The organism is Edaphobacter modestus (assembly GCF_004217555.1).
Taxonomy (GTDB): domain Bacteria; phylum Acidobacteriota; class Terriglobia; order Terriglobales; family Acidobacteriaceae; genus Edaphobacter; species Edaphobacter modestus.
This window is the reverse complement of the sequence record NZ_SHKW01000001.1, coordinates 3670730-3695684: the sequence shown is the minus strand read 5'-3', so window position 1 is coordinate 3695684 and position 24955 is coordinate 3670730. Positions and strand designations below refer to the sequence as shown.

The 24955-nt window shown below is 59.7% G+C and carries 23 protein-coding genes; 8 read left to right on the top strand and 15 right to left on the bottom strand.

What is annotated here, in order from left to right:
- Positions 1-33: 33 nt before the first annotated feature.
- The 6 genes from BDD14_RS15765 to BDD14_RS15740 all read left to right on the top strand — a co-directional run bounded on the left by BDD14_RS15765 (position 34) and on the right by BDD14_RS15740 (position 4919).
- The gene (locus tag BDD14_RS15765) at positions 34-1422 is read left to right on the top strand and encodes a DNA polymerase domain-containing protein (RefSeq protein ID WP_130419642.1); all 1389 of its coding nucleotides are present in this window, start codon (positions 34-36) and stop codon (positions 1420-1422) included.
- A 78-nt stretch (positions 1423-1500) separates the two neighbouring features.
- Entirely contained in the window at positions 1501-2025 is a 525-nt protein-coding gene (gene purE / locus BDD14_RS15760) for a 5-(carboxyamino)imidazole ribonucleotide mutase (RefSeq protein ID WP_130419641.1), read from the top strand.
- Positions 2022-3200: a 5-(carboxyamino)imidazole ribonucleotide synthase gene (purK, locus tag BDD14_RS15755; RefSeq protein WP_130419640.1), complete on the top strand. Its 1179-nt coding sequence runs from the start codon at positions 2022-2024 to the stop codon at positions 3198-3200. Before purE ends, purK begins: the two co-directional genes overlap by 4 nt.
- A gap of 141 nt (positions 3201-3341) precedes the next feature.
- The gene (locus BDD14_RS15750; RefSeq protein ID WP_130419639.1) at positions 3342-3554 is read left to right on the top strand and encodes a hypothetical protein; all 213 of its coding nucleotides are present in this window, start codon (positions 3342-3344) and stop codon (positions 3552-3554) included.
- 10 nt (positions 3555-3564) lie between these two features.
- Positions 3565-4416 carry a hypothetical protein gene (locus BDD14_RS15745; RefSeq protein WP_130419638.1) on the top strand — a complete coding sequence of 284 codons (852 nt, stop codon included), beginning with the start codon at positions 3565-3567 and terminating at the stop codon, positions 4414-4416.
- Between the two features lie 197 nt (positions 4417-4613).
- The gene (locus BDD14_RS15740) at positions 4614-4919 is read left to right on the top strand and encodes a carboxymuconolactone decarboxylase family protein (RefSeq protein ID WP_130419637.1); all 306 of its coding nucleotides are present in this window, start codon (positions 4614-4616) and stop codon (positions 4917-4919) included.
- Between the two features lie 79 nt (positions 4920-4998).
- Here the strand turns inward: BDD14_RS15740 and efp are convergent, their stop codons facing one another.
- The 8 genes from efp to BDD14_RS15700 all read right to left on the bottom strand — a co-directional run bounded on the left by efp (position 4999) and on the right by BDD14_RS15700 (position 14697).
- Positions 4999-5574 carry an elongation factor P gene (gene efp, locus BDD14_RS15735; protein WP_130419636.1) on the bottom strand — a complete coding sequence of 192 codons (576 nt, stop codon included), beginning with the start codon at positions 5572-5574 and terminating at the stop codon, positions 4999-5001.
- Between the two features lie 99 nt (positions 5575-5673).
- Positions 5674-6132 (bottom strand): Holliday junction resolvase RuvX, encoded by a 459-nt coding sequence (gene ruvX, locus BDD14_RS15730; RefSeq protein WP_130419635.1) that lies wholly within the window; start codon positions 6130-6132, stop codon positions 5674-5676.
- Positions 6133-6260: 128 nt separating this feature from the next.
- Positions 6261-6719, bottom strand: coding sequence for a GyrI-like domain-containing protein (locus tag BDD14_RS15725; RefSeq protein ID WP_130419634.1), 459 nt, complete (start codon positions 6717-6719; stop codon positions 6261-6263).
- A 252-nt stretch (positions 6720-6971) separates the two neighbouring features.
- The gene (gene sucB, locus BDD14_RS15720) at positions 6972-8624 is read right to left on the bottom strand and encodes a 2-oxoglutarate dehydrogenase, E2 component, dihydrolipoamide succinyltransferase (RefSeq protein ID WP_130419633.1); all 1653 of its coding nucleotides are present in this window, start codon (positions 8622-8624) and stop codon (positions 6972-6974) included.
- Positions 8625-8801: 177 nt separating this feature from the next.
- Entirely contained in the window at positions 8802-9560 is a 759-nt protein-coding gene (gene lipB, locus BDD14_RS15715) for a lipoyl(octanoyl) transferase LipB (RefSeq protein ID WP_278045487.1), read from the bottom strand.
- Between the two features lie 46 nt (positions 9561-9606).
- Entirely contained in the window at positions 9607-11658 is a 2052-nt protein-coding gene (locus tag BDD14_RS15710; protein ID WP_130419631.1) for a DNA/RNA helicase domain-containing protein, read from the bottom strand.
- A 113-nt stretch (positions 11659-11771) separates the two neighbouring features.
- Complete coding sequence (gene lpdA, locus BDD14_RS15705) at positions 11772-13193, bottom strand: dihydrolipoyl dehydrogenase (RefSeq protein WP_130419630.1); 1422 nt, start codon at positions 13191-13193, stop codon at positions 11772-11774.
- A 163-nt stretch (positions 13194-13356) separates the two neighbouring features.
- Positions 13357-14697, bottom strand: coding sequence for a cytochrome P450 (locus tag BDD14_RS15700; protein WP_130419629.1), 1341 nt, complete (start codon positions 14695-14697; stop codon positions 13357-13359).
- A gap of 152 nt (positions 14698-14849) precedes the next feature.
- Here BDD14_RS15700 and BDD14_RS15695 point away from each other — a divergent pair, with 152 nt between their 5' ends.
- The gene (locus BDD14_RS15695; RefSeq protein ID WP_165420104.1) at positions 14850-15806 is read left to right on the top strand and encodes a nucleoside hydrolase; all 957 of its coding nucleotides are present in this window, start codon (positions 14850-14852) and stop codon (positions 15804-15806) included.
- Here BDD14_RS15695 and BDD14_RS15690 read toward each other — a convergent pair whose 3' ends face one another.
- From BDD14_RS15690 to BDD14_RS15680, 3 genes are all read right to left on the bottom strand, one after another.
- Positions 15807-16694 (bottom strand): 2-dehydropantoate 2-reductase, encoded by an 888-nt coding sequence (locus BDD14_RS15690; protein ID WP_130419627.1) that lies wholly within the window; start codon positions 16692-16694, stop codon positions 15807-15809.
- A 79-nt stretch (positions 16695-16773) separates the two neighbouring features.
- Complete coding sequence (hemB, locus tag BDD14_RS15685) at positions 16774-17763, bottom strand: porphobilinogen synthase (RefSeq protein ID WP_130419626.1); 990 nt, start codon at positions 17761-17763, stop codon at positions 16774-16776.
- Positions 17764-17813: 50 nt separating this feature from the next.
- Complete coding sequence (locus BDD14_RS15680) at positions 17814-18356, bottom strand: hypothetical protein (RefSeq protein ID WP_130419625.1); 543 nt, start codon at positions 18354-18356, stop codon at positions 17814-17816.
- Positions 18357-18456: 100 nt separating this feature from the next.
- Here BDD14_RS15680 and BDD14_RS15675 point away from each other — a divergent pair, with 100 nt between their 5' ends.
- On the top strand, positions 18457-20970 hold the full coding sequence (locus BDD14_RS15675; RefSeq protein WP_242617973.1) for an endonuclease MutS2: 2514 nt from the start codon (positions 18457-18459) through the stop codon (positions 20968-20970).
- A gap of 88 nt (positions 20971-21058) precedes the next feature.
- Here the strand turns inward: BDD14_RS15675 and BDD14_RS15670 are convergent, their stop codons facing one another.
- From BDD14_RS15670 to BDD14_RS15655, 4 genes are all read right to left on the bottom strand, one after another.
- A complete protein-coding gene (locus tag BDD14_RS15670; RefSeq protein WP_165420103.1) occupies positions 21059-22594 on the bottom strand; it encodes a tannase/feruloyl esterase family alpha/beta hydrolase in 1536 nt (511 codons plus the stop codon).
- A gap of 136 nt (positions 22595-22730) precedes the next feature.
- A complete protein-coding gene (locus tag BDD14_RS15665) occupies positions 22731-24038 on the bottom strand; it encodes an alpha/beta fold hydrolase (RefSeq protein ID WP_130419622.1) in 1308 nt (435 codons plus the stop codon).
- 36 nt (positions 24039-24074) lie between these two features.
- Positions 24075-24488, bottom strand: coding sequence for a hypothetical protein (locus BDD14_RS15660; RefSeq protein WP_130419621.1), 414 nt, complete (start codon positions 24486-24488; stop codon positions 24075-24077).
- A complete protein-coding gene (locus BDD14_RS15655) occupies positions 24485-24838 on the bottom strand; it encodes a PadR family transcriptional regulator (RefSeq protein WP_130419620.1) in 354 nt (117 codons plus the stop codon). Before BDD14_RS15655 ends, BDD14_RS15660 begins: the two co-directional genes overlap by 4 nt.
- Positions 24839-24955 lie beyond the last annotated feature (117 nt).

The following is a 24955-nucleotide window of genomic DNA, read 5'->3' as shown; positions in this document are numbered from 1 at the left end:
CACAGGGTTGCCGGATCGGTATAGGCTGTCTTCGTGAGCGCAGACGAGGCGGCGGAGATTCTTTCGATCGGCGGACACGAGGTGCGGGTAACGCACCCGGAGAAGCTGTATTTCTCCAGGCAGGTGAAGGTCTCGAAGCTGGACTTGGTGCATTACTACCTTGCCGTTGCGCCGGGAGCGTTGCAGGGAATTCGCGACCGTCCTATCGTGTTGAAGCGGTTCGTCAATGGAGCCGAGGCCGAGCCCTTCTACCAGAAGCGTGCACCCAGCGACCGGCCGGAGTGGATTCGCACGGTGACGCTCTCGTTTCCCTCCGGACGCACGGCGGAGGAGATGGTCGTCGATGACGAGGCCGGGCTGGCCTGGATCGTGAACCTCGGATGCATGGAACTTCATCCGCACCCGGTCCGTACGGGCGATCTTGACCATCCAGATGAGCTGCGCGTGGATCTCGACCCGATACCGGGCGTGTGCTGGGACGACGTACGTCGCGTCACTATGGAGGTGAAGGCCGTACTCGAAGAGGTGGGGCTGCGCGGCTGGCCGAAGACGAGCGGGTCGCGCGGCATGCACGTGAATGTGCGGATCGAGCCGCGCTGGAGCTTCACCGAGGTGCGGCGGGCGGCGATTGCGTTGTCGCGGGCAGTGGAGCGACGGGTTCCGCAGCTTGCCAGCTCGAAGTGGTGGAAGGAAGAACGCCACGGCGTCTTTCTGGACTACAACCAGAATGCCAAGGACCGCACGACGGCGTCGGCCTACTCGGTGCGGCCCTTGCCAGATGCGCGGGTGTCGACTCCACTGGAGTGGAAAGAGGTAATGGAGTGCGATCCGCAGGAGTTCACCGTCTTCACGGTGCCGGAGCGCTTTGCGAAGAGAGGCGATGCGCATGCCGGGATGGATCAGGCGGGGGGCTCGCTGGAAGGACTGTTGGAGCTGGCTGCACGCGATGAAGCAGAAGGCCTGGGCGATGCTCCGTGGCCTCCGCACTTTCGCAAGATGGAGGGCGAGGGAAAGCGTGTGGCCCCATCACGGGCAAAGAAGACCGTCGCGAAGAACAAAGAAGATGAGGAACAAACAGAGTCCGGATCTTCAACTGCGTCGAAGAGAAGGCAATCGAAGATGCCGCTGATCGTGATCGCAAACTCCACGAACAAACAGGAGGCGATGGAAGGGCTGGAGCGCTGGAAGGTGCGACATCCAGATGCGGCGGAGCTGCTCGCAGTGGACGACGTTTTGGTCGACTCGATGCGTGGGAGTTCGTCCACGTGGACAAGGATTCGCGTAAACCTGCGACATGTTCCCGAAGAGATACGGCCACATCAGGAGACGCCGGACCCGGATGACGACCCGACACGAAAGTGGCGGGAGATGCGGGCAGATGGCGAGATGCCGAAACTCACGCGAAAAAAGAAGAAGGAATAGATTGCAGGCTCGTGTCACCCGAACGAACGGGGTCTGCAACCTTCTGAAAGCACGCAGCGAAGACCGTATAATCGGGCTATGGACGCCTCACCGCTGGTTGGAGTCATCATGGGAAGCCGCAATGATTATGCGGTGATGCGCGGCGCCGTCGAGATGCTCGCCGAGTTCGGCGTTCCGCACGAGGTGCGGGTGGTCTCGGCGCACCGTACCCCCGATCTTCTCTTCGAATATGCCGAGACCGCTGCCTCGCGTGGGCTTCGTGTCATCATCGCAGGCGCAGGCGGAGCGGCGCACCTTCCAGGGATGATCGCAGCGAAGACGGTCGTGCCTGTACTCGGCGTGCCAATTCCAGCGACCGCGTTGCAGGGAATGGATTCGTTGCTGAGCATCGTGCAGATGCCGAAGGGTGTCCCCGTTGGCACGCTCGCAATTGGTGCAGCGGGGGCGGCGAATGCGGGGCTGCTGGCGGCTCAGATCCTCGCCACTACGGATGCTGCGCTACGCGAAAAGCTTATCGCGTGGCGAGCTGCGCGACGCGACGAGGTGCTGGCGCAGACCCTGACTCAGCCAGCCGACGATGAGATCTCCGAGGCGAAGGCGTGAGCAGAGATCCAGCCGCACAGCCGATCCTTCCCGGCGCAACCATAGGCATCTTCGGTGGGGGCCAGCTTGGCCGCATGACCGCGATGGCAGCGCGAGCTATGGGCTATCGCATCCAGGTTCTCGATCCTGATCCCGCATGCCCGGCGCGCTTTGTCGTGGATGGATGCATCGAGGCAAGCTGGGATGATTCCCGCGAGGCCGCGAACCTGGCGCGAGGATGCGACGTGGTGACGCTCGAGATCGAGCAGATATCGCTTGCCAGCATGGACGCCGCGGCCAACTATGCCCCGGTAAGGCCCGGCCGCAACACGCTCGCCGTCATTCAGGACAGGATCGAGCAGAAGGACTGGCTGCGAAAGCATGGCTTTCCGGTCGGCGAGTACCGCGCAGTGCGTTCGCTCGACGAACTTCGCGACGCGATCCGCGCTCTGGGCGGCAGATGTTTCTGCAAGAGTGCGACCGGCGGATACGATGGCCGGGGACAGGGAAAAGTCGGCTTCCGTCCCGGCGCTGACGCTGAAGAGGAGGCTCGAGGAGCCTGGGAGGCGCTGGGCGAGAGAGCCGGAGTAGCCGAAAAGGCGGTCGATCTTGAACGCGAGATCTCAGTGCTGGTGGCCCGCAGCCCTTCTGGCGAGGTAAAGGTCTATCCCGCGGCCTGGAACCATCACGAAAACCAGATTCTGGCCTGGAGCGTGATGCCCGCGCCGCTCACCGACGCCATGGCAGCTGAGGCGCGGCAACTCGCTGAGACGATTGCAGACACCTTCCAGCTCGAGGGCATCCTGGCGGTGGAGATGTTCGTGACCACTGCAGGCGAGTTGCTGGTGAACGAGCTGGCGCCGCGCCCACACAACAGCTACCACTCGAGCGAGCGAGCCTGCGTGACCAGCCAGTTCGAGCAGTTGGTCCGCGCAGTCTGCGATCTTCCGCTGGGCGAGGTGGAGATTGTTCAGCCCTGCGCGATTGCCAACCTGTTGGGCGACGTATGGCTGGATGCTGACGGTTCAGCGCGTGAGCCGCATTTTGATCGCGCCCTGGCTGTTCCGGGCATTCGTCTGCACCTTTACGAGAAACATCGCCCCCGACGCGGGCGGAAGATGGGCCACCTGAGTGCCGTGGGAAGCACCGCGGACGAGGCCGTGGCGAATGTTCTGAAGGCGCAGGGGCAGCTTTAACCAATAGCCCGGGTTCAAATCGAGCTTCGACGGGATGACTCTTCCGGTTCGCAGTGGGTCGATAATGTCCGTATATCGCACGCGGACATGGTATCTTCTAAGGGTGCACAAGGTTTTGTGCAGGCAATTTACGAGGTTTCGGTGAGCAGCTCTGAACTGGAATACGTGCTTTCCCTGCGGGATGCCAACATCGGCACCAGCCAGAAACGTCTGCGCGCAGAGATCATCGACTTCATCCAGCGGCATGAGGATGCTGTGCTCGATCAGCTTCGCACGCACGAGTCCGCTGTGATCCCAACCTCTTTCGGCGAGATCACGCTAAACCTCGCCGACCTTCGCGAAGCCGTCGCCTAGGAGATCCCTGGTGCTGGCGCTCCTCGTCAGCTTCCTTATTGCCGTCTATCTTCTGGGCCCAGACCTGATCTCGCGTTGGGCTGCCGATCTTGTTGTGTTCCGCAAGACCCGCGTCCAAAGCCATGCAGAAGAAGTCGCCCGTTCCATCATCGGCGCCGTTGTTCCGCTAATTGTCGCTTTTCTATGGGCGCGATGGAGCGGAGCGCTTGGACGCACAGGCACACACTACGATCTCGAGACGGTCTTCTCCTCGCTGCAGAGCGACAATTTCTTCCAGGCCCACCGCCCGCAATTCTTCACGAGCCTCCGGGCTTTTTTCTGGATGAACTTCGTAATTCTCTGGCGGCTTTATGCGCTGGTGGTGTTGATCTCGATCGCGCGTATCGTCATCGTGCTGAGCTACAACCGCATCTGGCGCAGACTGCATAAGCGGTGGATGCGCACGTTGCTCGCGACCATTGTGCCGCGCATCTCGGAGTGGGATCTGCTGTTCAGCGACATGCTGCTGCCGGAGGGTAGCTTCCGCATCATGGCCGACGTGCTCACAAAGACTGGCGGTCTATACCAGGGCGCGATTCAGGATCGCATGCTGAACAATGACGGCTCACTGCAGAGCATCACGCTGGCCAACCCGCGCCGCTTCGAACGCGCCGAATTTCACAAGGCCAAGGCTGAAGACATCGAAACGGTCAGTGACGAGTTCTGGTTCAACATCCCAGGAAACCTCTTTATCGTGATGTCGTCCGACATCGCCAACCTGAATCTTCGCTACATCCGGCGTAAGCCACTTTCCTTCCAGCCTTCGGACGAAGAGCGCGAGGTACTGACGCGTCTGCTGGATCGACTGAGGGAAGGCAAGTGAGACCTCGTTGTCTCGTTCCAGTCAATCGAATGTCATCCTGTTGTCCCTGACGCCAGAGAGCACCTTCTGCGTGTAACCTTGTTGCTATTGCGCCACTCCAATGGATCGTGGCGGCAGCGATGCGGCGACGATCGCCACCGGCTCCCACACAATCAGCAAAGTAGCTTCAGCGCCGCATCCGTAAAGGAGGAATACGCATGTATGACATGAGGAATCTCACCCAGCTGAAGAAGCTGGATGAAAACGCGCCTGAGCAGATGAAGGCCTTCTGGGAGTTCGATAAGGTCGCCTACCAGCCGGGCGCGATCGATGGTCTGCATAAGCAGTTGATGGCACTCGCGGTCGCGTTGACCACCCAGTGCCCGTACTGCCTTGAGCTTCATCGCAGAGCCGCCGTCGAAGCAGGAGCGACCGAGCAGATGCTTGCAGAGACGGCAGCGGTCGCAGCCGCTATGCGAGCCGGTGCGGCAATTACCCACGCCACGCATCTGTTCAAAACCTAGAGCAGTCTTCCGGAGCCCCGTACGAACCGAATATAGCTGTGCTCCGCGCCGGCCCCAGAGTTCGCCGAAGGGAGCACACTCAGGCTCTTCCGGCGAACTCTCGGGTTTCGGTGGAGACTTTGATTTTTTCGCCTTCCTTGATGAAGAGCGGCACGCGGATATCGAGACCGGTCTCGAGCGTGGCGGTCTTGGTCACGCTGCCGCTCTGCGAGGCCCCGCTCAGACCGGGCTCCGTCTCGGTGACAGTAAGCTCGACAAAGATGGGAAGCTGCAGGCCAATGGGGTTGCCGTTGTATTTGTGCAGTTGGATTTCGAGGTTCTCGATCAGAAACTCGGTCGCATCGCCTACCATTGCTTCCGTCAGCGTCAGCGTCTCGAAGCTCTGTTGATCGAGGAAGTTGAAGCCATCGCCGTCGCTGTAGAGGAAGGTTGCCGGGACGAGCTCGAGGTCCGGCTCCTTGAACTTCTCGCCCGCCTTGAAGGTCTTCTCAAAGACCGCATTCGTAAGCAGGTTGCGCATCTTCAGGCGAACCAGCGTCTGTCCGCCGCGCGCCGTGGGAGAGCTCACATCGGCTTCCATGCAGTAGTAAGGGGTGTTTTCGTGCTCGAACAAGGTCTTGCGCTTGACGCTGATCGCTTCGATTAAAGCTGCCATGAACTCCTCAACGGCAGATTCGCAAATGCGATGCGAAATCTGAACCTTCTTCAAGTATAGGGAGTCGAAACGCATCGGACAAAGTGGCGGTGCATTACGTTATTGCCCCTCGCCGGTTCGTTCGTCGTTGCGCTCTTTCTGCTCTCGGGCTTCCATCCAATCGCGCAGAATGACCACCGCTGCAAGCTGATCGATAACATACTTGCGATCGCGGCGGTCGTGCCCTGCCTCGTTGAGAATCTCGTGTGCGGCAACGGAGCTGAGTCTCTCGTCCCATAGGTATACGGGCAGGCCGGAGCGCGCGCGCAGCTCTTCGGCGAACTGCTGCACCTTGGCCGCCCAGGGGCTGACATCGCCGGACATATGCAGCGGATTGCCGACCACGATCTCCACGACCTCGTGCTTGCGGATCAGCCGCAGCAGACTGCGAAGGTCTTCGCCGCGGCTCTTGCGCCAAAGTGTCAGCAGCGGCTGCGCCGTGTAGCCCAGAGGATCTGAGAGCGCCACGCCTACCCGCACCTTGCCTACATCCAACGCCATCACTCGTCCCGCGGCCATAAGTCAGTCTACCGATCCATGCATCGGATTTGCGACCGTGGATGTGGAGGATGCAGCCATAAACAGTCTTCGGGTGGCTGCTATAACACCATATTACGAATGATTTCGGGGTCGCCGTCAGACTACCTTCAACGAGCCAGCTGATAATAGATGTCTGTGCGAATCAGCGATGGATCGGTATTCCACTCGGTTTGCCAATGGCCGTAGATCTCCCAGTTAGGGCCCACGAAACTGTGACCGTTGGCCATGCACCACTGGCGAATGGCATCATGCGCAACGCCTAGACGGTTATAAGAACCGAAGTGCGTTCCAGATGCTACTGGACCCGCAGGGGTTGCCGAGCGGACAACCTCGCCGTCATCGGTAAACGGGCCATAGAGCTCCACGCCGACCTCGAGCCGGATGCCGCCATCCCAATAAATCGCGACGTGGCGTCCGGCTTTCGCTTGCTGCGCACGAATCGCATTCCAGACCAGACCACAGAGCTGCGGTACAAGGCTCGAGAGCTCGGATGGATTTGCATGGCGTCGTATGACAGCGAGCGGAATGCTATCGAGTTGCTGGAACTGGACGGCGGAATACGGCATGGCGTTCTCCTTTTACTGATCGGAGCCGTACTATCAGGAACCCAATCTTACCCGATGGCGCTTTCACCCTAATGCGATGGGACGAAGGTTGATGCTCCCTCTTCTCTTCAGGACGAAAGCAAATGAGGACTTGGTCGAGATTGCATATGTCGAAGTTGCGGATTGAAAACAAAATCGGCGGCTCCCTGAGGAACCGCCGATTGATGTTTAACTGACACGCGCGAAGCGCGCCTTTCTCCCTCCGCGAAGGACCTAGCCGATGTCTTCGGACCAGTTCTCGAGGTAGGCCTTGAAGTCGCTCATGAACTTGCCGGCGTCGGCTCCGTCTACGATGCGATGATCGAAGCCCAGCGTGAAGCGCTGGATCGAGCGGATCGCGATGAAGTCGTTGCCTTCCTTGTCGGTGATGACCTCAGGCTCCTTGTTGAGACCACCGATGCCGAGGATGGCGGCCTGGGGCTGGTTGATGATGGGGGTTCCAAACTGCTCGCCGAAGATGCCCGAGTTGGTCAGGGTGAAGGTTCCACCCGAGATCTCGTCCGGAGCGAGCTTCTTACCACGTGCGCGGTCGGCGATATCGACGATAGCGCGCGCGATGCCGAGGAAGTTCTTCTCCTCCGCCTGCTTGATGACCGGAACGATCAGACCCCAGTCCAGAGCCACCGCGATGCCTATGTTGATGTTCTTGTTGTAGCGGATCGCATCGCCTTCAACAGCACCGTTGACGATAGGATGCTTGCGCAGAGCGTAGATCGCCGCACGAGTGATGAACGGCATGTAGGTCAGCTTGACGCTGTTGCGCTGCTCGTACTTCGACTTCTCCTTCTCGCGCAGCTTCACGATGCGTGTCATGTCGACCTTGAAGACGGTGTGGACATGCGGGCTGGTGCGCTTCGATTCGACCATGCGCTGGGCGATGATCGAGCGCATCTTGGTCATCGGGACCAGCTCGCCGGGCTGCGGTGCAGAGGCTGCTGGTGCAGCGGGCTTCGATGCAGCTGGAGCCGCGGGGGCAGCAGCTGCGGCAGGCTTGGCTCCGCCCTCAAGATGGCCGAGGATATCTTCTTTAGTGATGCGGCCCGAGGAACCGGTGCCAGCAACCTGCGAGAGATCGACGTTGTTCTCCTGGGCGATCTTGCGAACCAGAGGCGAAGAGCGTCCGCGTTCACCAGCCGATGCAGAGGCTGCAGTCGCAGCCGGCGCGGGTGTCGCTGCGGGAGCCTGTGCCGCAGCTGCGGCGGGAGCTGCCTTCGCGGGAGCAGCGGCAGCTTTGCCTGCGCCTCCCCCGATGACGGCGACAACGGTGTTGATCGTGACGGTCTTACCCTCTTCGACCTTGATCTCGGTCAGGGTTCCGGCTGCGGGCGAGGGGATCTCGGCGTCGACCTTGTCGGTCGATATCTCGAAGATCGGCTCGTCGCGCTGGACGGTATCGCCAACCTTTTTCAGCCACTTGGTGATGGTGCCCTCGGTGATGGACTCGCCCATCTGCGGCATCAGAACCTCGGTTCCGCCACCCTGCTCGATGATGGTGCCTGCCGCAGCGGAATCGGCCTCAGCGGGATTGCCCTGGATCGCGGCAGGAGCATCTTTGGCAGCCGGAGTCACCGTGTCGGCAGCGGGCTCGGCCTTTGCGGGGGCAGCTGGGGCCGAACCGGAGGCGGCGCCTTCGGCATCGATCACAGCAACGATGGTGTTGATCTGGACGGTCGTTCCCTCGCCGATCTTGATCTCCTTCAGCGTGCCTGCTGCAGGCGAAGGAATTTCGGCATCGACCTTGTCGGTCGAGATTTCGAACAGCGGCTCGTCGCGCTGGATGCTGTCACCCGGCTTCTTCAACCACTTGGTGATGGTGCCTTCTGTGATGGACTCGCCCATCTGCGGCATGACTACGTCTGTCGGCATGAATCTCTCCCTGGAGCAGTTACGGACGGTTCAAAAGGACACTCCGCCCTCGCCCGGTCGGCGATCGGGCATACGAATGGGATTATACGGCGATAAGCTGTCGGCTTGCCCAAGGCAGTGCGGTTAGCGAACGGATGTCCTTTAAACGGGCGGGACTAGAGGATCGAAGGTCAGACGTCACCCTGCGACAGGGTTTGTGGCGGCAGGGGAGAGCAATTCTTCCAAGGAGCTACACCACAGCATCTGCCGCCCAAAGATCCTGCCGAAGTTGCGCGTGGTGGAGTGGATGGCGTTCTCCATCGTCGGCTGGCGCGAGGGGTCGTCGGTGGGCTGCGCCTCCAACTCCAGACTTGTGACGGTGCGGTCGGTGATGCCGCACGGCACGATCAGATCGAAGTCGCGCAGGTCGGTGGTGACATTGAGCGCGAAGCCGTGCGAGGTGACTCCTTGCGAGACGTGGATGCCGAGGGCCGCGATCTTCTTCTCCTGAATGGAGCCACCCGCGACGGTCCACACGCCGGTGCGGCCCGCGATGCGCTGGGCCGGAATGCCGAAGTCGAACGAGACACGGATGAGGACCTCCTCGAGCATGCGCATGAAGTCGACGGGACCGAGGTGCGGGCCCTTCTTTCCGGGCCAGTCGCCCCTCAGGTTGACGATGGGGTAGCCGACGAGCTGTCCGGGGCCATGGTAGGTGACGTCGCCGCCGCGGTTGATCTCGTGCAGCTCGACATTGCGCGAGGCGAGGAGTTCGTCGCTGGCGAGGACGTTCTCGCGGCGCGAGTTGCGACCTAGCGTGAGCACAGGCGGATGCTCGAGCAGCAGCAGCGTGTCGCCGATGAGTCCCTGCTTGCGCGCATCGACCACGCGCTTCTGCACAGCCAGGCCCTCAGCGTAAGGGATGCGGCCGAGATGGAGGAGGTGGAGGTACATCACTGCTTCTCTATTATCTGCCTTCGACGAAACACTATCGAAGCTCGATCTAGGCGAACAGACTTAATGCGGCATCCAGGTCTTCCGCATCCGCACCTTCCCCTTCGTCTAAGGGGAGAACACCGCAGCGGAGGAGAAATCGCGCTGTGGCATCAAACTCCCTCGGTGAGTTCGTTGGATCGTCCGTGGAACCACTCGGGACGTAGATCACCATTCCCTGACGGGCCCGCGTCAGCAGAACACGGTAAGCATTTTTCCGATACGTGATCTTCTCCTGGTTCTTGATTAGATTCCATTTGCTAGGAGACCCATGCCGGAGTGTTCTCAGCTTCCATTCCTTGGAATCCCAGACCATGTCGCCACCCCAGCACAGCCCAATCCAGTCAAGTTCCAAGCCCTGAATTTCAAACTCTGTCGCAAAGACTTCGCAGCGATAGCTCGATCGAACATCGTTGACATCGGCAAGATACCAGTGTTCCCATGGATATTCGGCATGAAACGAGGAACTAGGCTCCAAGCCTTCGGCACGCAACCTCGCCGCTCCTGAGGAACCGACCAGGCCATAACGGTTCTCGCCCCTCCTTTGTGCATGCAGCTTTTCGCGAGTCTTGCTCAAGTTGCGCGTCAGGAAGATGGGAAAGCGCTTTGTGATCTGAATCTCGGCGGCCCCTTTCGCATCGCCATCAAGTACTCGATTGACCCAGGTGGCCAACTGTTCGGCCCGTAAGCTGCGATTAGACGTACGCAAATGCAGATGGGAATTGGTCCTAATGCCACGGTTGATGACTCCATCTGCGAAGAGCTTGTGCCCGGCAGTGGAAGGTCCGCCTACGAGAACCTCAGGCGATGCGTAGATCGTCCAATCTGTCTTGCTATCCCGTAAAGCGCGACCCCACTCCTTTAGACCCGCCTCTCCATCGTTGATCTCTTGTCCACCACCGACGAGTGCCACCACGAAGCACCAGTCCTGATGTCGCCCCATGATCCGAAGCAGCATCTCGGGTTCCGAATAGTCGCGTTTGAACTTCTTCATGTTCTGAGCACGGTTCCAGGCCCGCTGTGCTTCATCGAAGATGATGGCGTGGTTTGAAGGAGCACGATTGTCGTCGTCCGTGTAGTTGCGGGCAAAGATGTGAACGTTCTCAATCAGGGTGCGAGCATGCTCTTTCGCCTCGTTGGCTCGCGTCCCCTTGCGCATACTTTCTTGAGTAAAGAGATGTTGCAGTACCTTCACAAGCGGACCATTGCCGCTCATAAAGTGGATGGGATTTTCCTTGTTCTCGCTTGAATGAGCGAGGCCAAGACCGACTAACGTTTTACCGGAGCCTGGAACGCCGGTCAGAAAGCATATGGCGTGCTGCCTCTCATTACGCGTTGTATCCATGTAACCCTGGATTGTGCGACGAACCTCTTCAATCTCATGCTCTGAAGCCTCATGGAGTGCAATCTCTCGAATGGAGAGACCGCTGCTCAGGGCGGTGGCCGCATCGATAATGCTCGGCACGGGAAAGTAAGGACTGCTTTCCCATTGCTGCTCTGAGATCTGATCTCCGCCATGACCTTCGATGTTCAACAGAGTCGCTGATAAGTTCTCCCAGGAACAGTTCACCACCGGGCTTATCCAGTAGGAGGACATCTGCGGAAAGAACTCTCTTTGATTGAGAGCCACAAGATCAGGCTCGGTGGCCTGCGGTGAGACAAGAATCGGCACGATCCTCCGATTCGCCGAGCCTTTATGAAAATAGTGCAATAAGAGAGCGTAGGTTTCGAGCTGTTGCTTCGCCGCCGATCCTATATCGCCGGATTTTGCCTCGACGATCACAACGGTATCTCGCACCAGCAAGACAAGGTCGATCCGTTTTTCTTTACGTGGGATAGAGAACTCGAGGATCGCTCCCCACCGGCCCGCGCTCTGTGAATGCGCTGAGCACACCGATAGAGCCTGCTGTAGCAATTGAAGGTCACGCTGCCACGTCAGAGTTTGATCCGCATATTGTGAGGTAAAGCCTCGATGCGCGTAAGCCGTGGAAAGTTGCGCCAGAAGAATCTCGGCCGATTGCAATAACAATTGCTCGACGGTTGAGATGTAAAAGCAAGCCATAGATGATCGAATAGCAGCGGCACCAGGATATCAACCAAACGTGCTGCTATCGGCCATCAAAAGCAAGAAGGCGGCCTTTGCAGGCCGCCGCTCTCGTTCTACCAAGTCGTGAACTACACGTTAACGGCCTTGCCTTCGACGCTTGAGAACGCGTCGAGCAGCGCTTCCGCCACCGTTGGATGGGCGTGGATGGTGAACATCATCTCCTCCACCGTGGCTTCGAGCTGGATCGCGGTGACGGCCTCGGCGATGATCTCCGTGGCGTAGGGTCCGATGATGTGGACTCCAAGGATCTCGCCGTACTTGGCGTCGGAGACGACCTTCACGAAGCCGTCGTGCGCGTCGAGGATGGTGGCCTTCGAGTTGCCTACGAAGGGGAACTTGCCGACCTTGACGTTGTAGCCCTTCTCCTTGGCCTGCGCTTCGGTGAGGCCCACACTGGCGACCTGCGGCTCGGTGTAGGTGCAGCCCGGGATGCGCGTGCGGTTGATGGGCTTGGCGTATTTCCCTGCAATCCGCGCCGCAACGACGAGGCCTGCCATCGAGCCGACGTGCGCGAGCTGAGGCATGCCGCCAACGATGTCGCCGATGGCGTAGACGCCGGGCTCGGTCGTCTCCATCCACTCGTTGGTCATCACGAAGCCGCGGTCGGGCTTGATGGAGGTCTTCTCGAGTCCGATGCCCTCGGTACGCGGAGCGCGTCCTACCGCCATCAGAACCTTCTCGGCCTGTTTGAATTGTGCCTTGCCGTTGGAGTCGGTCCAGGTGACCAGCGCGCCCTGCTTGTTCTTCTCGATCTTGGTGTCCTTGATCGACAGGTTGATGTCAATGCCCCGCTTCTTGAACTGCCGCAAGAGCTCCTTGGAGATCTCCTCATCCTCGACCGGAACAACTCGCGGCAGAACCTCAAGAACGGTGACCTCAGCGCCGAAGCTGTTGAAGATAGAGGCGAACTCCACGCCTACCGCGCCCGAACCGATAACAACCAGCGACTTCGGAGCGTCAGCGATCTTGAGGATCTCGTAGTTGGTGAGGATGATGTCGTCGGGCTTGTAGCCAGGCAGAACGCGGGCGTCAGAACCAGTGGCCAGGACGACCTTCTTGGCCTTGATGGTCTCGGCCTTGCCGTCAGCGAGTTTCACCTCGACGGTGTGAACGCCGTCCTTCGCGGGACCGGTCAGTTTGCCGAAACCCTTGAAGGTGGTGATCTTGTTCTTCTTCATCAGGAAGTCCAGGCCTTTGACGTGACGGGAGATCACGTCGTCCTTGCGGGCCAATACATTCTTCCAGTTCAGCTTGGGCGTGGACACGCCGTCGATCCCGTAGCGGTCGGCGTGCTTCAGGTGGTCCCACAGCTCGGCCGAGAACAGCATGGCCTTGGTCGGAATACAGCCCCACAACAGGCAAGTCCCGCCTAATCTGTCATTTGCGTCTACCAAAGCTACCTTGAGCCCATACTGCGCCGCGCGGATTCCGCAGGTGTAACCGGCCGGTCCGCCGCCAAGAACAACCACATCAAAGATCGTGTCTGCCAATGCCATCTCCTTCTCGTATACCCAAACATTTTAGATTACAGAAGATGTCAAGCGGTTCAGGCCGTGTGAGATGGGCTCAATCTGCAGCCAAAACGCATATTTGAAGCGCTGGCGCTACCTCTCTCTTTGGCCATGCGCAGGCATAGGCTAACGAACGCTCCGGCTAGATGTGGCGCCTTTCCAATTTGAAGGATAGCGGGTGTCGCGATCGCAGGGTGATCTGCGGCCAAAGCTCTACCTTCTGTCCCGGTAAGAGGGACAGCCGGAAGTGTTGTGCGATCGATGCCACCACCATCACCGCCTCCATCATGGCGAAGTTCTCTCCGATGCAGACGCGCGTTCCCGCTCCGAAGGGAAAGTAGGCAAACCTCGGACGAGAGGCTGCGCCATTGTCGGGGCTTCCGTCCATCCAGCGCTCGGGACGAAAACTCTCCGGTTCGGTCCAGAACCGCGGATCCCTGTGTGTGGCAAACGGACTCAAAATCAGGTTTGCAGTAGCCGGAACCTCGATCTCTTCCAGACGGTACGGCGTTACCGCCTCGCGTGAGATTACCCACGCAGGAGGAAACAGCCGCAGCGACTCGCGCACCACCGCCGTGGTAAAGGGCAGCCGCTGCATATCGTCGATCGATGGAAGCCGCCCACCGAGCACGGCGGCGAGTTCTTCATGCAGCTTCACCTGCGCGTCAGGATTCAGGGAAAGCAGATACCAGGTCCAGCTCAACGCGTTCGCCGTGGTCTCATGCCCGGCGAGAAAGATCGTCAGGCACTCGTCCAGCAGCAACCCGTTCGACATATAGCTGGTGCCCATCTCGTCATGCGAGCTCATCAGCAGTGAGAGCATGTCGTCGAATGCCTTCGGCTGAAGGCGATGCTTTTCAATGATCTCCAGCAGCACGACTTCAATGCCGCGGCGCGCCTCTACCGCCCTGCGCTCGTTCATCCGGCGCAGCGGGCCGACCATCTGGACCAGTGGATGATTCAACCGGATAAAGACCCTCAGTGCCTCGGTAAGGCTCGCGCCGACAGAGGCCGATTCCTTCGTCACGTCTGCGCTGAAGAGCGTAAGGCCCACGATGCGCAGCGTCAGCCGCATCATCTCCTCGCTCGTCACGAAGTCAGGTCCGTGCTTCCACTCCTCGATGAGATCGGAGGTGCAGCTCACGATCTGATCGCAGTAATGCGCTAACCTTGCGCCGTGAAATCCGGGTTGCGCGAGACGCCGCTGCCGCCGATGCAGCTCTCCCTCACTCGTCAATAATCCTTCCCCAAGCATGGGCTTCGAGTTCCGCAGGCCCCTGCCCTTGATGAAGTTCCAGTCGTGCGTCACCAGCACGTTCTGAATCAGCTCAGGATTGTTTACGAGAAAGAGGTTTCGCCAGCCAGCCCGAAAGTTCCACACATCGACGCTGCGGCGGCCCAGGTCGCCTACGTAGGCCGTGGGATCTTTGCGGAACTTCAATAACTCCGGTAAGCCGCGTGTGTATTCGACCTTTAGGCTCATTCTGCTTTCACTCTAGTGGATAGAACGACGGTGCGCCGCAGGATTCGACACATCTCCTACCCGGCGCGATCCATGATGGCAGCAAAGATTCAATGGCCGGGCGCGCTCAGTCACGGTCTATAGTGTTGTCGATGATGAAACAACCCCGCTCCATGGCACTCGCACTTGCGTTCCTCTTCGCGGCTCACGCCGCTGTGGCTCAGGTAAGACCCGCAAAGGTCATCATAGACACCGATGTGGGCGACGACGTTGACGATGCCTTTGCGATCGATCTTGCGCTCGCGAGCCCGGAGATCAAGATTCTCGGGCTCTCCTCTGCCTGGGGCGATACCGCACTGCGTGCGCGCATGCTCGATCGCTTGGCCTGCGAGACCGGGCGCGGCGAGATTGCCGTCCAAGCGGGCATTCCCACGAAATCGACAACTGCTTTTTCCCAGGCTCCATGGGCTAAAGCAGGCAGGCAACGCGCACACGGCGATGCTGTTACCTTCCTGCTTGATCAGATCAAGGCTCAACCGGGCGAGATTACTTTGCTCGCCCTTGGCCCGCTTACCAATATCGGCGCCGCATTCGATCGCGATCCGCAGACCTTTCGCAAGCTGAAGCGTGTCGTTCTGATGGGAGGATCGATCTATCGTGGCTATGGCGCGCCGGGTGCTCCTCCCGAGGCCGAGTACAACATTGCCCGAGACCCTGGAGCCGCGCAGAAGCTCTTTCGCTCAGATGTTCCCATCTTAATGCTGCCGCTCGATTCGACACAGCTGAAGTTCGACGAGCCGAAGCGTTCTTTGCTTGCCACGGTTAGCACGCCCATGACGGATGCCCTTCAGGTACTCATCGCGGAATGGCACCAAGGCACCCACGGCAAGGACCCAACTCTTTTCGATGCCGTGGCCGCGGCGTACGTGATCGAGGCCCAGACCTGCCCTATGGTTTCGCTGCATATTGAGGTCGATGAAAAGGGAATGACGCGCCCCACTACCGGCGCACCGAATGCACAGGCCTGCCTGAAGCCGCAGGAGGAGTCTTTTTTTGCATTATTAATGCCTCGCCTGCTGAAGCAGCGACTCGTTGGGACCGAGGTCTGCCTCGCTCCTTCTACGAACTAATTACTTTGCCGTCAGTGCGTCGAGAAGGGCTACGGCCATTGCGTTAGCAGGAGTGGGGATTCCATGCGCCCGGCCTTTTCTTACGATCGCGCCGTTACGGGCTGCTGTCTCCATTGGCCGGCCGGCAAGGCGGTCTGCGTGCAGCGAGTTAATGGAATCAGGTGCCGATCTTCGAGAGGCGGCAAGTACCTCCTCCGCGAAGGAGTCGGACAAGACCGCTCCCTCCGCACGGCCAACGGCAATGCATTCACGCACCATGTCGAGAGCAACTTCGCCGATCGCCTCGCCGCGTAGGACGCCCGCAGGCTGCAGGAGCAACGCAGGCAGAGCTCCCACCGCGTTGTGACAGAGCTTCTTCCACGCTACTGTCGTCCAATCGCTTACCGCTGCCGCATCGGCCGCGGTTCCGGCAAAGAGCGCTACAAACTCGCGACCATGCGTACTATCGGGGACCTTCAGGCTTATCGGCCCGCGCTGGGCGATCCGGTCCACACCGTCCTGTGACGGCATGCGCTCCGCCGGGCAATCCACAATCACCGGAACGATCTGGTCTTTGGCGATATACGGTGCAAACCGCTCACGATGCTCTACTCCATTCTGCAGAATGGCGACGGGGGCTCCGGCGGAGCAGAGTCCATCCAACCATCTCGCCGCAGCCTCCGCATCGTAGGCCTTCGTTGCGATCATCACCCAATCCACCGGTCCAGCCTCTTCGGGGCGGGTAAGTACCGTCGCATCGATGCGCAACTCGCCCTCCGGCTGAGACACCGCAAGCTGTCGGATGGGCCGGCGCACACACAGCACCAGCTCATGCCGTCCCGCGGTCTGCAGCAACGCAGCCACCACCCCACCAATCGCACCAGCACCCACAATCGCAATTTTCGCCATGCGAGCATTCTAGAATCACAGCCGTGGCAAAGCCTATCGGGATTGTTGCCTGCTGGCGCTGCGACGCGCAGTTGAAGAACTAGCCTAGTATCTTCGCGGCATCCTTTGCGAAGTAGGTCACGATAAAGTCTGCGCCCGCTCGGCGAATTGAAGTCAACGACTCCATCATGGTGCGCTCTGGCTCGAGCCAACCGCGTTCGAAGGCGGCGTGCAGCATCGAATACTCGCCGGAGACCTGGTACGCGCCGATGGGCAGATCGAATCGCTGGCGCGCCTCGTGCATAACGTCGAGATAGGGCATCGCCGGCTTCATCAACAACATGTCCGCACCCTCAGCGATATCCAGTTCGATCTCCCGCATGGCCTCGCGCAGGTTCGCGCCATCCATCTGGTAGCTTCTGCGGTCGCCGAACTGCGGGGCCGAGTCTGCTGCCTCGCGAAAGGGTCCATAGAACGCGCTTGAGAACTTTGAGGCGTAGCTGAGGATGGGAGTCTGCTCGAATCCACCCTCATCGAGTGCATCACGCATCGCCGCTACTCGGCCGTCCATCATGTCGCTGGGCGCAACGATATCGGCGCCTGCCTTCGCGAGAGACGCGGCCGTTTTAGCCAGCAATGTAACGCTTGCATCGTTCTCAATGTCGTAATGGTCGCCATCGCGTGCGACCACACCGCAGTGGCCATGGGAGGTGTACTCGCACAGGCAGACATCCGCCATCATCACGAGGGAATCGAGCTTGCGGTTCTTCTTGAACTCACGGAGTGCATTCTGCACGATGCCATCGTCGGCCCAGGCGCCGGTAGCCTGCTCGTCTTTTTCTGCCGGAAGACCAAATAACAGAAGAGCGCCGATTCCAAGCTCCGCGCACTTTTCCGCCTCTTTCAGGGCCTCGTCCAGCGACAGGTTGAAGACGTTGGGCATGGAGCTGATGGGTTTGCGCACACCTTCGCCGGGACAGATAAAGAGGGGATAAATGAGCGCGCCGGGGTGCAGGTGCGTCTCGCGGACCAGCGAGCGCATCGCTTCGGTCCGGCGCAGACGGCGCATACGCGTAACGGGAAAGTTCATGTCTTCAGTTTACGCGTCTGCAAACTTGTGCAGCGGCCCGGCAGAAAGGATCAGCTGCGATCGGCGATCGCATCATATTCCGCAGCGGAGTTCATTGGAGCGAGCACCCATAGCGTGTAAATGCCTAGCGCTGTGCCAACGGGAAACTTGAACAGGGCGAGCACTGCCAAAACAATCGTAAGCATACGGCCCCAGGGTTTGCGATTCAGCAAACTGTATCCAGCAAAGACAGCGAGCCCTGCCATAACCACCGTCATTGTTACAAAGACCGGCAGAAGCGCCATCCATGAAGGACCGTGCATGCCTCCCCAACCAAAGGGCCAGTCTCCACCGAAGTGTCGCCAGGTTACGGCGCGAAAGACAAAGAAGCCCAGAAGGGCCGATAGCACACGGAATGCCCCGAAAGCGCACCATAGGATGCCAACGCTCTGAAGATGTCTTTGCACCCGCGGAACCGCGACTACAGGTGGATAGGCGGGATAGGGCGCGTATCCCATGGGAGGAGGAGCGGGCTGTGAGAAGATCTGCGCTCCGCAGTGCGGGCAGAATCGCCCTCCGTTTTCGACCGCTGTTCCACAAGCCTGACAGACCATGACACAACCTCCGGGGCTCAGAGCCACCTTCTGGCCAACCACTTCTGTTTGCTACGCAGCCGGCGGGCAGCCGGTTCCCTGCGCGATTACGATAGTAGCTGTGTCCTCACCCGACTTCATCCCGAAGATTCCCTCTCCGCTGGCTGAGACGAGCTCCATAGCGCTGGAGTGGCCGCGCCTGCGTGAGCACATCGCCTCGCGGACGTTCTCTCCGCTGGGGCGCACCTGGGTGCTCGCACTGGAGCCCTCAGGCGATCTCGCCTGGATCAACAGCCAGCAGCAGCGTACCGAAGAGATGCGCGGCCTGTTCTCCGCAGGCGTCAGCTTCGACTTTCATGGCCTCTTCGAACCCACCGATCTGCTCGATAAAGCTCGCATCGAGGGCTCGGCGCTGGATCCGCTCGAGATTCTCTCGCTGGTCACGGTCGTCGAGCGCATCGTTGCCTGGATCAACCTGATCTTTCCTTCCACCAGTGCGTCGCAGACACAGATGCAGGCCGCCACTCCGGGCATCACACAGCTCTCTGCTCTATTGCGCGAACAGGATCTCGTTCCGCTCCTGCGGCAGTTGCACGGCAAGATCGAACCCGACGGCTCGCTCTCCGACGACGCCTCGCCCGAGCTCCACCGCATTCGCCGCGCCATCGACCGGCAGCACCGCGCCATTGAGGAGAGCCTGCGGCGGTCGCTTCGTCGCCTTAGCGAGGACGGCAGCACGCGCGATGAGCTCATCACGATTCGCGGGGATCGGTTTGTAATTCCTGTGCGAGCTGAGTTCAAGCGCAAGGTTCCAGGCGTGGTCCATGGCTCATCCTCCTCTGGGCAAACCGTCTTTGTAGAGCCGCTCGAGACCATCGAGCAGAACAACGAGCTGGTGCGGCTGCTCGACGAAGAACAGTCGGAGATTCACCGCATCCTGGTGGCCATGACGCGAGCGCTGTCGGCAAATGCGCCAGCGATCCACTCAGGCGCCGCTATTCTCGCCGAGGCCGAAGCGCACGCCGCTCGCGCGAGATTTGCCGCCGAGCTGAACTGTGTGCGGCCTGTCTTTTCCTCTTCCCCGGAGCCAGCGCTTTCGCTTACCGCTGCAAGGCATCCTCTACTTGAACTGCGAATGGTGGCCCAGGCAAGAGCGGAGGGCGTTGTTGCCTCGTCACCGATACCTTTGACCATCGCGCTGGCAAGCGATGCGAGACAGCTGATCATCAGCGGACCCAACACCGGCGGCAAGACCGTTTCGCTCAAGACCATAGGCCTGGTAACACTCATGGCGCAGGCTGGCGTTCCCGTTCCTGCTCTCGAGGCTCGTCTGCCGATCTTTACTGGTATCTATGCGGATATCGGCGACGCGCAGTCCATTGAGCGAAATCTGTCGAGCTTCTCGGCCCATGTCGTAAATTTAGATCGCATCTCCCGCGAGGCCACATCCTCTTCACTGGTCCTTCTCGACGAACTTGGCTCTGCGACCGACCCCGAAGAAGGAGCCGCCCTCGCCGTTGCGGTCGCACAGTATTTTCTCCGGATGCGGGCGTGGTGCTGCATCACGACGCATCTCACATCGCTGAAGGTCTACGCCGCCACTAATCCGGGCGTGCTCAACGCCGCTGTCGGCTTCGATCAGGAGACCCTGACTCCAACCTACCAGCTGCGACTGGGAGTACCCGGTGCCTCTGCCGGTTTGAACATTGCTGCGCGGCTCGGCCTCGATCCTGCAATCATCGCGTCGGCACGTGCACAGCTGAGCACCCAGACCGCCGACATCGCCGCCTTCCTCGATCAACTGCACGACCAACTGACAGCGACCGCCGCTGAACGTGAGACCTTGAAGCAGCGTGAGCAGGAGATTGCACGCGCAAAGATGCAGCTCGACCTGGAAGGACGCGCTGAGCAGCGTGCCCGCACCCGCGAGTTGGAGACCAAGTTAAGCGCCCTGCTGGACAGTTTTGCGGTTCAGCTTCGTGACTCCGTCAAGGCCATCGGCGATAAAGCCGCAGCCAAACGCATCCAGCGCGACTCCGCACTGGCGCTCGCCCGTGCCAGACGTGAGTTCTCTTCTGAATTCCAGTCCACGATTGCAACCCACGTGGCCTCAACCGCAGCAGGTGCGTCCCGCGGCACTTCACCGGCGCCCGCAGTCGTAAAGACTGCCGAGCCCGGCGATATGGTGAAATTGAAATCCCTTGGCCGGCAGGGCCGCATCGAGCGGGTGATCGATTCAAAGACCTTCGAGGTCTCCGTTGGGCCTATGAAGATGCGTGTCTCACTCGACGATATCTCCGAAATTGAGAAGGGAAGAGCAGTCACGCCACTGGAAGCAGCCCGGAAGCGTGGGGGAGTCACCGTCTCTACCACCGAGGATCCCGACTACATCAGTTCGGAGATCAATGTGATCGGCCGCACGGCCGACGAGGCACAGGACGAGGTTGCCCGATTCGTAGATCGCGCCTTTCTCGCCGGCCTTCCCCGCATTCGTATTGTGCATGGCACCGGCATGGGCATCCTGCGGCGTACTCTGCGCGAATACCTGCGCAGCCATCCACACGTTGCCACCATCACAGAGCCGCCACAGAATCAAGGCGGACAGGGCGCCACAGAGGTGGAGCTAAGACAGTAGCGGTCTTATTGCGCTCTCTTAATGGCGTCGCAACGGTGAACCAGGCGGGAGCGCTCCCATTCCCGATTCGAGTCTCGCTGGGACAGGCTCAGTTTCCCTCGGTAACCTGCTGCACTCTGCAGACAAAGTTCGCGGCATCGTTGGGATTTCCTTTGCCCGAGAAGACGGCCATCTGCGGATAGGGGCACAGCGGACGCGTGCGATCGACTACGCCATGCGTGGAATGGGAAGCTACGATCTGCACGGGGGCCACACCCTTTTCCACCCAGCGTTCGATGGCCGAGACCGCATCGAAGCTGTCCGTCCCTGGCCCACCGCCGCAATGCTGCATCCCCGGCACCAGAAAGAGTCGGGCAAAGTTACTGGTTCCGGGACCTGTCGCCTGTTCCATCGCCTTGTAATAATGGATCGTATTGAGGGGAGAGATATCCGGGTCGCTCCAGCCGTGATACAGAATCAGCTTTGCTCCTCGCCGCTCAAAAGGCCGAAGGTTCGCGTCGATTGCATCCAGTGCCGGTGCCAGCCGGTCCAGTGCACCCTTATCGCGATCGTAGTCGAAGGTCATGGGATCGTAGTTCGGATCGCCCATCACCATGAAACGAAAAAAGCTATCGGCGGCTTTCCAATGGGTGGCATGGAAGGGCGCCGAACCCGTCACCCAGCTCTGCCACCCACCCGATCCCCCCTCGCCGCCAGGAACCAGGCCGGGAAAGATCTGCCTGCCTCGATCGTCGTGCGATCCTGCCCAGATGTCTTTCACCGCCTTGACCTGTTTGGGGGTAAAGCATGTTCCCGGGTCCTGGCCTTGCTTGCATGCAAGTACCGCGGGATCGAAGTGACATGCCAGGGGATCGTCCAGCACGCCGTCCGTAAATCCATCCTTTGCGTCGCAGGCCTGATTGACGGCATCGGCTAACAGCTTCACCTTAGCGGGTTGAATGTAGCTCTCCGGATCCTTAAGGGTGCTCATCGCGTAGTACAAATGGGCCCCCGCATAAAGACGAGTCCAGTTATAGGCGGGGTCGCCGGCAACGATTCCATCGAAGTCGCCCGGATATCGCTGGGCCTCCATCAATCCCTGCCCGCCCCCCTTCGAACAGCCCACATAGTACGAGTGATTCACTGATTTTCTATAGAATTCGCGGGCGATCTGTTTGCCATTCACCGTCGTCAGATGAAGCGCGCGATGGCCGAAGTCCTCCACCAGCTCCGGTCTGTTCAACGACCAGCTTGCATCGAAGCCGCTACCGGTGGGCTGCGTGATATGACCCGTATTGGTACTGGCCGTAGCGTTCCCACGGCGCAGCGCGGCAGCCATTGAGCCATAGCTTATGGTCCCGGCCATGCCTCCGTTACCCACGACCTCAAAGCGTCCGGTCCACTTTCCCAGAGGCATCCACACCTCGAACCCGATCGCGGGCCTGGTTATACCTGTCACCCGGCAGAACGGAGGAAGCCGGCGAATGCTGTTCGTGGCCCCCGGCGGATTGAAGTTGCCGTCTTCAATGACCGCCGCCGATTCAATCGTGGTGTCGGGAATTCGCAGCGACGTCAGTTTCCTGCAGGATTCGCCGGGCTGCGCCAGAACCACCACCGGATGCACGGCCACCAGGCTTATCGCCAATGCCGCATCCAGAACTCGTCTCCTCCAGGCTCTCCTACTGCAACGCGCGTCCATCGTCCTCCCAGGCGTTGCGACCGATTGTAACGTCTTTGGTCCCACTCTCGCGCTGAAAGTCCTGGGGGAGGAAGCGGGCTGCTCATGGCAGGGTCGCGATAAAGGCGTTCATCTCCCGAAGTACATCTGCCTCGTTGGAGCGAAAGATGTAGTGATTGGCATTGGGAATCCGGACGACATGAGCGGACGGCACCTGCCTTTCGAAGGCCACTGCCTGCCGTTCGGTGTCGCGATTGTTAGCGGCGATAAAGGCGGCGCGAGCTTTGGGGTTGTCCTTCATCATTCCGCCAGGGTCGTGCGGATCGGCGAAGATGACAAGGGCTGGTGCGCTGATCGTCGTAAAGCGCTCTGTCCCGCCAATAATCGCAGGTGCTGCCTTGGGAATTTGCGCCTTTGCTGCAGCAGACATCGGTGGTGGTGGAGGTACGTCTTTCATGTCCTCCTGCTTTTGCGCAACCTCCTTCTCCACCCGCTCAAGGCTCGAATGAAGATCTTCCAGGAACTTCTTCTGGTCGTCGGGCATCTTGTCCGGCAGCAGCTGACCAAGCTGTTTCTGCAGTTCCTTGGAATCGGTCAGGAGGCTGCCGTTCACCTGATCGTAGAGAGCATAGGGATAACCCGCATCAAGATAGATAAGTCCAGCGACCTTTTCGGGATGACAAGAGCCGATGTAGCTCAACTCCTCGCCCGCCACGGAGTGCCCAGCCACAATCGGGCGCTCCAGATGAAGCGCTTCGATCACGGCGAGAACATCCTCCCCCAGACGATCAGCGGTATAGCTCGCCGTCTCAGGCGACGGCGCACTCGACACCCCGAAGCCCCGCCTGGTGATGCCGTAAACGTGATACTGGCTCGTAAGCTTCAACGCGAACTGATCGAAGACATGAGCATCGTTGCCCAAACCGGTAAGTAAGACAAGCGGTCTGCCCGTGCCTCCCCAGTCCAGCACCTCGAGTTTTACGTCCTTCTCTACAGGAATGAACTGTGCCTTGTGTGGCGAAGGATCGATCTTCCATGCCGTTTCCGGGGTGGCGCGTTCGAAGGTCAGGGGGCTGGTTTTCTCTTGCGTAAAATTACCAGCGATCGTCTTGCCGTCCGGACTGAGTGTGCCCTCGTAGGAGGCATGGAACCCATCGATGGTGAACTTCAGCGTCGAACCTATCAAGGAAAGCGTAGTAACAGGCACGGGAGTGGGAGACTGATCGATGCTGTAGCCGCGCCCTTGGAGAGATCCCCCGTTCCCCTTCTCGATCTCAAGGACGACACGAAGTTTTCTCTCCGTACTTAAGGTGCCTTGCCATTTGCCGACGATCTCCTGGGCCCGGAGAGGCGCGGCTACAAGCAAAATCACTGCAGTGATCCACACAAGGCCTAATCTGCGAACTTTCATTCGGTCTTCTCCAGCACAGCGTTTTTGAGATCGGATTTAAGTCTTCGGCAACCTCGCAGCAGGCAGCGAGGCGATGATTTTTAAGGTGGTTAAGTGGTATCTCTCCCGCGCTATGTGACTCATCGTACTTAACTTAGGAACCCACGGACTGATCACGATGGCCACCCCCAGGGCAAAGTAGAGGAACACCAGAATTGCCTGCGCCACCCGTTGCGCAGGCACCGCCGAATGGATCTCGACGTAATAACCGGCCGTGGCGGTCTTCTCGCTGGCCGGCCTTACGCGCCGCAGAGCGATCGAGCGTGCCGCATCCAGGAACAACGGCAACGTGCGGCTTGCGCGAGACTCCTCGTCGAAGATCCAGAGCATCTCTTCGCCGAACTCGCTGCGGAATGATGCAGGGTACATTCGGATCATGCCGCGATAGAGAGTACGAAGAAGAGGGCTCATATGTTGCGTGGCTTCCTTTCACGAAGACGCGCCTGCGCCGTGCGAACAACGTCCTGCAGACGCTCGACCTCAGAAGAAAGGGCGGCGCGACCTGCCGAGGTGATGCGGTAAAGCCGCCGATCTTCCTCTTTGGAGCGAGAAGAGCGAGGCGCATCCACCACCAGCTTCTGATCCATCAACTTCTTCAGGTTGTCGTACAGAGTGCCTGGCCCGGGACGATAACTCCCCTGTGACTGGCGAGCGATCTCCTGAATGATCCCATATCCATGGAGGTCTTCTCCGGCAAGCGCGAGAAGGATATGCAGCGTTGCAGACGACAAGGGAGGCAGGATTGGAGCTTCACTGTTCATGATCGGATTCCGACTATATCGGAATCCGATCATGAAAGGCAAGGAATTTGATATCTCCACACGGCCGCCGCCATGCCTGGGCTGCAGGCTCCATGACAACATCGGTCCTCGATCTTG

Coding starts and splice junctions, on each gene's coding strand:
- purE (WP_130419641.1), top strand. CDS start 1,501: ATGGACGCCTCACCGCTGGTTGGAGTCATCATGGGAAGCCGCAATGAT.
- BDD14_RS15740 (WP_130419637.1), top strand. CDS start 4,614: ATGTATGACATGAGGAATCTCACCCAGCTGAAGAAGCTGGATGAAAAC.
- efp (WP_130419636.1), bottom strand. CDS start 5,574: ATGGCAGCTTTAATCGAAGCGATCAGCGTCAAGCGCAAGACCTTGTTC.
- ruvX (WP_130419635.1), bottom strand. CDS start 6,132: ATGGCCGCGGGACGAGTGATGGCGTTGGATGTAGGCAAGGTGCGGGTA.
- BDD14_RS15725 (WP_130419634.1), bottom strand. CDS start 6,719: ATGCCGTATTCCGCCGTCCAGTTCCAGCAACTCGATAGCATTCCGCTC.
- sucB (WP_130419633.1), bottom strand. CDS start 8,624: ATGCCGACAGACGTAGTCATGCCGCAGATGGGCGAGTCCATCACAGAA.
- BDD14_RS15710 (WP_130419631.1), bottom strand. CDS start 11,658: ATGGCTTGCTTTTACATCTCAACCGTCGAGCAATTGTTATTGCAATCG.
- BDD14_RS15700 (WP_130419629.1), bottom strand. CDS start 14,697: ATGAGCCTAAAGGTCGAATACACACGCGGCTTACCGGAGTTATTGAAG.
- BDD14_RS15695 (WP_165420104.1), top strand. CDS start 14,850: ATGGCACTCGCACTTGCGTTCCTCTTCGCGGCTCACGCCGCTGTGGCT.
- BDD14_RS15690 (WP_130419627.1), bottom strand. CDS start 16,694: ATGGCGAAAATTGCGATTGTGGGTGCTGGTGCGATTGGTGGGGTGGTG.
- hemB (WP_130419626.1), bottom strand. CDS start 17,763: ATGAACTTTCCCGTTACGCGTATGCGCCGTCTGCGCCGGACCGAAGCG.
- BDD14_RS15680 (WP_130419625.1), bottom strand. CDS start 18,356: ATGGTCTGTCAGGCTTGTGGAACAGCGGTCGAAAACGGAGGGCGATTC.
- BDD14_RS15665 (WP_130419622.1), bottom strand. CDS start 24,038: ATGAAAGTTCGCAGATTAGGCCTTGTGTGGATCACTGCAGTGATTTTG.
- BDD14_RS15660 (WP_130419621.1), bottom strand. CDS start 24,488: ATGAGCCCTCTTCTTCGTACTCTCTATCGCGGCATGATCCGAATGTAC.
- BDD14_RS15655 (WP_130419620.1), bottom strand. CDS start 24,838: ATGAACAGTGAAGCTCCAATCCTGCCTCCCTTGTCGTCTGCAACGCTG.